This is a genomic window from Pseudomonas sp., assembly GCF_035277045.1.
Taxonomy (GTDB): domain Bacteria; phylum Pseudomonadota; class Gammaproteobacteria; order Pseudomonadales; family Pseudomonadaceae; genus Aquipseudomonas.
The window spans coordinates 1-2,094 of the sequence record NZ_DATELE010000143.1; the positions used below are offsets into that span (position 1 = coordinate 1).

Here is a 2,094-nt window from a genome sequence, read left to right on the forward strand (position 1 = left end):
TGATCTTCGATGCCCGCGGCGAGGTGGCGCGGGTGCATGTTGGCGAGGCGATCGACCGTTACCTCATCGACCTGATCAACGCTACCCGCCACCCAGGCGACTACGATGCCGACCTGGCGCGCTGGATCAACATCGGTGCCAGCCCGCGCGGGGGCATCAGTCTCGACAGGGTGGCGCGCGCGCATGCCTGGCTCAACGGTCAGGCATTCGTCTCGCCGGACAACGTCCGCGCGGTGATGCATCCGGTCCTGCGCCACCGGCTGCAACTGTCTTACGATGCAACCAGCGATGGCGTGGCCGCGGACCAGGTCATCGACCAGCTGTTGGACAAGGTGGCCATTCCCGCCTGACGGACACACCCATGCCCGCAGATACCGTTGCGCCGGACGGTTTCGTCTACGCCTCGCTCGCCGAGCTGATGGGGCTGGAGGCGCGCGCACGCGGACTGAGCTTCGTCGCCCGCCAGCCGCTGGCGAGCATTCTGTCCGGTAACCATGCGTCGCGCCTGCGCGGGCGTGGCCTGAGCTTCGACGAACTGCGTCACTACCTACCCGGCGACGATTTGCGCCACCTGGACTGGCGCGCTTTCTTGCGCTACGGAAAACCGTTCGTGCGAACCTTCACCGAAGAGCGCGACCGCCCGACGCTGGTACTGGTGGATCAGCGCATGAGCATGTATTTCGGCTCGCAGCGCTACTTCAAATCAGTCACCGCCGCGCGGCTGGCGGCGGTGTGTGCGTGGATGGCGTTTCACGCCGGTGATCGGGTCGGGGGCCTGGTGTTTGGTATCCAGCGGGTGGAGCCGGTGCGCCCGTTGCGTAGCCGCGCGCGGGTCGAGGCCCTGTGCAGCGCGATAGTCAGGGCCAACCATGCGCTCTCGGCGCTCGCCAGCGAGGACCAGGATGCCCAGCTGGACAAGGTGCTGCGTACCTGCGTCGCCTCCGCCGGTCATGACCACCTGATCTGCATCATCAGCGATTTCGCCGGCATCAGCGCGCAAACCTTGCCGCTGCTGCGCCAGTTGCGCCGGCACAACGATGTGATTGCCCTTCTGGTCTACGACCCCATCGCACTGCGAGTACCGGAGAAGGGGCGGGTGAACGTTACCCAGGGCGCACAGCAGGTGGAACTGGAAGTAGGCAGGCGGCGGGTCAGCCGGCCGTTGGGCGACTTTCTCGCCGGGCGCCTGCGCGATGTCGAGGCACTGCTAAGCCGCAGCCAGGTGCCGCTGCTGCGGATCAGCAGCGGTGGTGACACGCTGGAGCAGCTACGCCGGGAGCTGGGCCGTGTGGCTCAGGCACCTCGATGACCACCACTGCGACGCCGTCGATCGACCAGCTGCGGGAGCTGGCGCCCGGCACGCCGCCCTTCAGCTACCTGCCTCAAACTTGGGCGTGGCTGCTGCTGGGGCTGGTGTTGCTGACTGTAGTCCTTGTCGGGGTGACCGTACGCTGGCGGCATTGGGCACGAGAGCGTTATCGCCGCGAAGCCTTGCAGCGCCTTGATCGGTTGGCCAGGGTAGAAGGGAATGAGCGTCTGGCCGCCTTGCGTGAGCTGCCTGCGTTGCTCAAGCGAGTGGCGTTGTCGATGCCGGATGCGCCGCCGGTGGCCAGCCTGGCTGGCGCGCAATGGCAGGCCTTCCTTCAGCAGCGAGCTGGCCATCGATTACCCGCAGGCTTTGTGCACACCCTGCAAATGATCGCTTATGCCCCTGATGCCCACCTGCTTGCGCTGGACGTGCAGCAGGTAGCGGTTTTGTTCAGCACCAGCCGACGCTGGATCGAGGAACACCATGTGGCAGTTTGACTACCCCTGGGTGTTCCTGCTGCTGCCTGTCGCGTGGCTCGGCTATCGCCTGTTGCGTCCGTACAGCGAGCGCCGCAGCGCGTTGCGGGTCCCTTTTTTCGCGGCGATGAGCCGCGCCACGGGCCAGCCGCCAGGGCAGTCGAGCGCGCCGGGAGGGCGCTGGCAGTTGCTGGTCAACCTCCTGGCCTGGGGGCTGCTGGTTGCGGCCTGTGCCCGGCCGGTGCTGGTGGAACGGCCGATCGAACGCCAACGGCCGATCCGCGACATCATGTTGGCGATCGATATCTC

General features: G+C 66.5%; 2 protein-coding genes and 2 pseudogenes. All 4 read left to right on the plus strand.

The genetic code is table 11. From position 1 onward, the window contains the following. A pseudogene (locus VJS90_RS06355) lies at positions 1-350 on the plus strand (MoxR family ATPase); the annotation flags it as partial. A gap of 11 nt (positions 351-361) precedes the next feature. Next, positions 362-1,309, plus strand: coding sequence for a DUF58 domain-containing protein (locus VJS90_RS06360; protein WP_324120162.1), 948 nt, complete (start codon positions 362-364; stop codon positions 1,307-1,309). Further along, positions 1,306-1,806, plus strand: coding sequence for a DUF4381 domain-containing protein (locus tag VJS90_RS06365; protein WP_324120164.1), 501 nt, complete (start codon positions 1,306-1,308; stop codon positions 1,804-1,806). The genes VJS90_RS06360 and VJS90_RS06365 overlap by 4 nt, the downstream gene beginning before the upstream one ends. Then, a pseudogene (locus tag VJS90_RS06370) lies at positions 1,793-2,094 on the plus strand (hypothetical protein); the annotation flags it as partial. The gene VJS90_RS06365 and the pseudogene VJS90_RS06370, both read left to right, overlap by 14 nt.

Coding starts and splice junctions, on each gene's coding strand:
- VJS90_RS06360 (WP_324120162.1), top strand. CDS start 362: ATGCCCGCAGATACCGTTGCGCCGGACGGTTTCGTCTACGCCTCGCTC.
- VJS90_RS06365 (WP_324120164.1), top strand. CDS start 1,306: ATGACCACCACTGCGACGCCGTCGATCGACCAGCTGCGGGAGCTGGCG.